The sequence below is a fragment of the Bathymodiolus heckerae thiotrophic gill symbiont genome, assembly GCF_900180345.1.
Classification (GTDB): domain Bacteria; phylum Pseudomonadota; class Gammaproteobacteria; order PS1; family Pseudothioglobaceae; genus Thiodubiliella.
In genome coordinates this window covers 1-5,120 of sequence record NZ_FXLV01000072.1, presented here as the reverse complement: position 1 = coordinate 5,120, position 5,120 = coordinate 1, and the positions used below count along the sequence as shown (strand labels likewise).

General features: G+C 36.5%; 5 protein-coding genes. 2 read left to right on the top strand and 3 right to left on the bottom strand.

The genetic code is table 11. The annotated features are described in order from the left end of the window. Positions 1–227: 227 nt before the first annotated feature. From CRYPD_RS07325 to lepA, 3 genes are read right to left on the bottom strand one after another with little or no spacing between them, the layout of a single operon-like run. Positions 228–872, bottom strand: a complete 645-nt coding sequence (locus tag CRYPD_RS07325; RefSeq protein WP_138146931.1) for a DUF3226 domain-containing protein — start codon at positions 870–872, stop codon at positions 228–230. After that, positions 873–1,925, bottom strand: a complete 1,053-nt coding sequence (locus CRYPD_RS07320) for an AAA family ATPase (RefSeq protein WP_138146930.1) — start codon at positions 1,923–1,925, stop codon at positions 873–875. Positions 1,926–1,964: 39 nt separating this feature from the next. After that, entirely contained in the window at positions 1,965–3,752 is a 1,788-nt protein-coding gene (gene lepA / locus CRYPD_RS07315; protein WP_138146929.1) for a translation elongation factor 4, read from the bottom strand. Positions 3,753–3,796: 44 nt separating this feature from the next. Between lepA and CRYPD_RS07310 the strand changes: the two genes are divergently transcribed. Both CRYPD_RS07310 and ubiG read left to right on the top strand, forming a co-directional pair. Next, positions 3,797–4,246, top strand: coding sequence for a peroxiredoxin (locus CRYPD_RS07310; protein WP_138146928.1), 450 nt, complete (start codon positions 3,797–3,799; stop codon positions 4,244–4,246). Further along, on the top strand, positions 4,243–4,941 hold the full coding sequence (gene ubiG, locus CRYPD_RS07305; RefSeq protein WP_138146927.1) for a bifunctional 2-polyprenyl-6-hydroxyphenol methylase/3-demethylubiquinol 3-O-methyltransferase UbiG: 699 nt from the start codon (positions 4,243–4,245) through the stop codon (positions 4,939–4,941). The genes CRYPD_RS07310 and ubiG overlap by 4 nt, the downstream gene beginning before the upstream one ends. Positions 4,942–5,120 lie beyond the last annotated feature (179 nt).

The following is a 5,120-nucleotide window of genomic DNA, read 5'->3' as shown; positions in this document are numbered from 1 at the left end:
CAATTTTTGCCAGATTGGTGATTTTATTAAACCTTGTCCTAGCAGGGCTAAGGCTGGGTTTAAAAAATCGCCAAGCGGGTGAAAAGTGGATTTTTGATGATTATTCATATTTATGCAAAGGTCTCTATATATTAAGAAATCTACATAAGCACTTTAAATCCCTCGGGATTTATTGAAAAATCGTTAAAAAATTCAGTGCAAAAGTTGCACTGACTTTTTTTTGTGCTTTAATTAAACAACTGCACCAACCAAATTTTAAATGTTGTTGCAATTTCTTGGCTGTTATCTAATGCAATTTTATTGATAGCCGAATGTAATGGATCGCTAGGTGAATCTTGCCATGCAAAGTAGGTATGCATAATTGCTTTGTTTCGGTGTTGTGATTTAAAAGAAGTGAGTTTTTTATTCTCTGCTCGTTTAATTACATCATTAATAAAAGCAGTATCTATGTCAGTTGCCAATTCTAAATAAAACTTTTCCAAGGCACCATTATCTTGATTATTTGGCATTATCCAAACACCTAATTTTGGCAATCCATTTTCCGTATGAACAAGCCCAGTTTTTAGAATACTACTAGGTAATTTTTTGTAAAACTTTGTAGTCTTATTGATAATTTCTTGATAACGAGCGTTAATATCGTTATCAGCATCTAGAATAATGCCAATAATCTCAGGTTGATTACTTCCTTGCAATAATGCATTTAATTGAGATAAAACTTGATTATCGTTTTCACAATTGCAAAAACCAAATTGGGTATTTATTTCATTATCTTCGCAAAATTTCTTAACAATATTACAATCACTTTTACCTTCAAGCAACAATACTGACTTTTCTCCACACCGCTTCATCCAATCGGTTGATTTGCTTGACATTTATCTAACCTCTGTATTTGTACTCAGTGCATCGTTAAGGTCGGAAAAATCATAAAGCATTACAGAATGCCGTTTGTCTTTGTAATCAATACGGTGCATGGTTGCTTTTTCTTCATTGCTTTCCCATTGCGAACCAAATGCCTTAATGCAATCACTACTATGCGTTGTGATGAATACCTGTATATTAAGACTTTCTGCTAAAGAAAAGATAACTTTCCATACCTGCTCTTGCACTGAATAATGTAAGCCATTTTCAAATTCATCAATTAATAAATAGCCATCTTGAGCGTTAACCATGCTTAATACAATATACAAAATTCGATTAATACCATCACCCATACTTTTAAATGGTACTATTTCCCCATCAATACTTGCCTTAGCAATTCTCCCCCTACTACGACGATCTTGTTCTACAAACTTTATACCCGATAAACTTGGCTCAATAATTCGTAGTGCCTCAATAACCTTAGCCTGTTTATCCGTTAAATCTATGTTGTCCCACATTTTTACAATATCGCCAGATCCAGAGCTACGAACAAATTGCAAATTTATATTTTTTCTAGGCTTTGATTTATGTCGAGAAATTCTATGCCTCATCCCGTAATGTCTATGTCTATATAATTCATCAAAATCATTTCTTAATAAAGCATCTTCTGATATGCTGTTTTTAGTAACTCTTAAAATTTCATCATCATTCTTATCAATAATTGTTTTAATTTCAGTTAATTTGTCTTTATTTTTTTCCTGCTTAATAATTTCACCAAGTATGATTCCTTCATTATTAAAATTTGACAATTGGTGATTGTGAAATAAATGCCTAACAATAGAGCCAATTGATGACGAACCATCCTCATGAGATAGGTGTTCGTCTTTTTTAACTAACAAACCTTCAATAGCTTCTATTTTATCTTGATGTAAATGTAAATAAAACGCTTCTAAAAGCGCTGTTTTTCCTATACTATTTCTCCCTAAAAATAAGTTAACTTTAGCAAGTTTTTCTATTTTTATTTCTTCAAAAGCACGGAAGTTTTTAGCAACAAATGAATTACACATAATATTTTTTCTAACTCCAACAGTATTTTAAATGATACCCTAATCAATATGCAGCACCGCCAAAAATGCCTCTTGCGGAATGTCCACCCTGCCAACACTACGCATACGCTTTTTACCTTTTTTCTGTTTATCGAGTAATTTGCGTTTACGAGAAATATCGCCACCATAGCATTTTGCAGTTACATTTTTTCTAAGGGCTTTGACATTGGTTCTGGCAATAACTTTCACGCCGATACAGGCTTGAATGGCGACATCGAACATTTGTCTTGGCACTAATTCTTTCATTTTTTCAGCAATTTCTCTGCCTTTTTTGATTGAATCTTCACGATGGATAATCAGTGCTAAAGCATCAACCGACTCTTGGTTAATCTGAATATCAAGGCGGATTAAATCAGAAACTTGATAGCGCTCAAATTGATAATCCATGGAAGCAAACCCCCGTGATACCGATTTCAGCCTATCAAAGAAATCCAATACCACTTCATTCAGCGGTAATTCATACACCATTGACACCTGTTTGCCCATATAAGTTAGGCTTTTTTGCACACCTCGCTTCGAGACACATAGGCTAATCACATTGCCAACAAATTCATCGGTGACTAAGATATTTGCCGTAATAATTGGCTCTCTAAATTCTGCAATAAGCTGGTTTTCTGGCATTTTTGATGGGCTATCCACTCGAATGGTATTGCCTTTAGTGTCTAAAATTTCATACACCACGGTTGGCGCAGTGGTAATTAAATCTAGGTCATATTCTCGCTCTAGGCGTTCTTGTACAATCTCCATATGTAACAAACCCAAGAAACCAATTCTAAAGCCGAAGCCTAATGCATCAGAGTTTTCAGGCTCGTATTGCAATGCTGCATCGTTCAAACGCAGTTTTGCCAAAGCATCACGAAATTTTTCATAATCCTCGCCAGAAATCGGAAACAACCCTGCAAATACGCGTGGCTGCACAGGCTTAAAACCCTCTAAAGGCTCAGAAACTGGGTTTTTAACACTGGTGATAGTGTCGCCTACTGGTGCGCCATCAATATTTTTAATACTGGCAATTAAAAAACCCACTTCGCCTGCTTTTAGACTGTCAGTTTTAAGGCGTTTAGGGGTAAATACACCAACTTCATCGACCAAGTGCTCATTACCGTTAGAGAAAATTTTGATTTTGGTTTTGGTTTTAATTTCCCCATCAATCATGCGAACCAATGATACTACGCCTAAATAATTATCAAACCAAGAATCAATAATTAGCGCCTTAATCGGCGCCTCAACATCGCCCTTTGGTGCGGGGATTTTTTCCACAATTTGCTCTAAAATATCCTCAATGCCAATGCCTGATTTAGCACTGGCGTGAACAGCATCCTGTGCTTCAACGCCAATCACATCTTCAATTTCATCTATCACTCGCTCAGGGTCTGCCGCTGGCAGATCAATTTTATTTAGCACTGTTACTACTTCCAAACCTTGCTCAATAGCGGTATAGCAATTTGCCACCGTTTGCGCCTCAACCCCTTGCGAGGCATCAACAATCAGCAATGCACCTTCGCAAGCAGAAAGTGAGCGAGAAACTTCATAAGAAAAATCTACATGCCCTGGTGTGTCAATAAAATTTAATTGATAAGTTTCTCCATTTTTAGCATGATAATCTAGCGACACACTTTGCGATTTGATGGTAATGCCTCGTTCTTTTTCAATATCCATTGAATCCAGCACTTGTGCCGACATTTCTCTGTCACTTAAACCGCCACAAAATTGGATAAACCGATCGGCAATGGTGGATTTTCCATGATCAATATGAGCAATAATAGAGAAATTACGAATGTTTTTCATATAAGTGTTAAAATCAAAATTTTAAAAATTAAAATTATACCGTTATGAATAAAGTTCAACCAACTACCTGTCCAGCAACAAGCAATTTAGAAGTCAATATCCCCGATACACAAGGACGCAATATTGTTTTATATTTTTATCCCAAAGACGCTACACCAGGTTGCACCACTGAGGGACAGGACTTTAGAGACCATCATCAAGCTTTTGTGGATGCCAATACGGTCATTTATGGTGTTTCAAAAGATGATTTAAATAAGCATGAAAAATTTAAAGAAAAGCAAAATTTCCCTTTTGAATTGATTGCCGATGTTGACGGCACTTTGTGCGAACTGTTTAAGGTTTGGCAATTGAAAAAATTTATGGGGCGTGAATATATGGGCATTGTGCGTTCTTCATTTGTGATTGATGCTAATGGCAATATTCTCAAATCTTGGGATAAAGTCAAGGTCAAGGGGCATGTCGAAGAGGTATTGCAAGCAGTGCAAGCATTATGAGTAATGTAGATTTTAACGAAGTTGATAAATTTGCCGCCCTCGCCTCTCGTTGGTGGGACAAAAACTCCGAATTTAAACCCCTACACGACATCAATCCCCTCAGACTTAATTACATCAAAAAACAATGTGGTGGCTCACTCAAAGGCAAAAAAATCCTTGATGTCGGCTGTGGCGGTGGAATTTTGGCAGAATCCCTCGCCAAAGAAGGTGCCTTAGTAACGGGCATTGACATGGCGGAAGCAGGCTTAGAAGTCGCCAAACTGCATCTGTTAGAATCAGGTTTGACAGTAGATTATCAAAAAATCCCCGTAGAAGACTTTGCTAAGGACAACGCCCAAACCTTTGATGTGGTTACTTGTTTGGAAATGCTAGAACATGTGCCTGACCCCGCCTCAATTATCAACGCCTGTGCCACTTTGGTAAAAGCAAATGGAAGCCTGTTTTTCTCTACTCTAAATCGTAACACCAAATCCTATTTATTCGCCATTATCGGTGCAGAATATATCCTTAAACTCCTCCCTCAAGGCACACATGATTGGGATAAATTCATCCAACCAAGCGAAATGGACGAATGGGCAAGACACTCAAATTTAACCCTAAAAAACATAATTGGCATGACTTATAATCCATTTACAAAAACTTACAAACTTGAAAGTGATGTAAGTGTGAATTACCTGTGTTTTTATCAAAAATAAATCCAAACCATGAATGAGAACAACAAGCATTAAAAAAAATGTTAACTAAGCACCAAATTTGATTTGATTCTATCTAGAGACCTTTGCATAAATAGGGATGATTAGCAAAATTCAATTTTTTCCAGATTGGTGATTTTCTTAAACCTTGTCCTAGCAGGGTTAAGGCTGGGTTTAAAAAA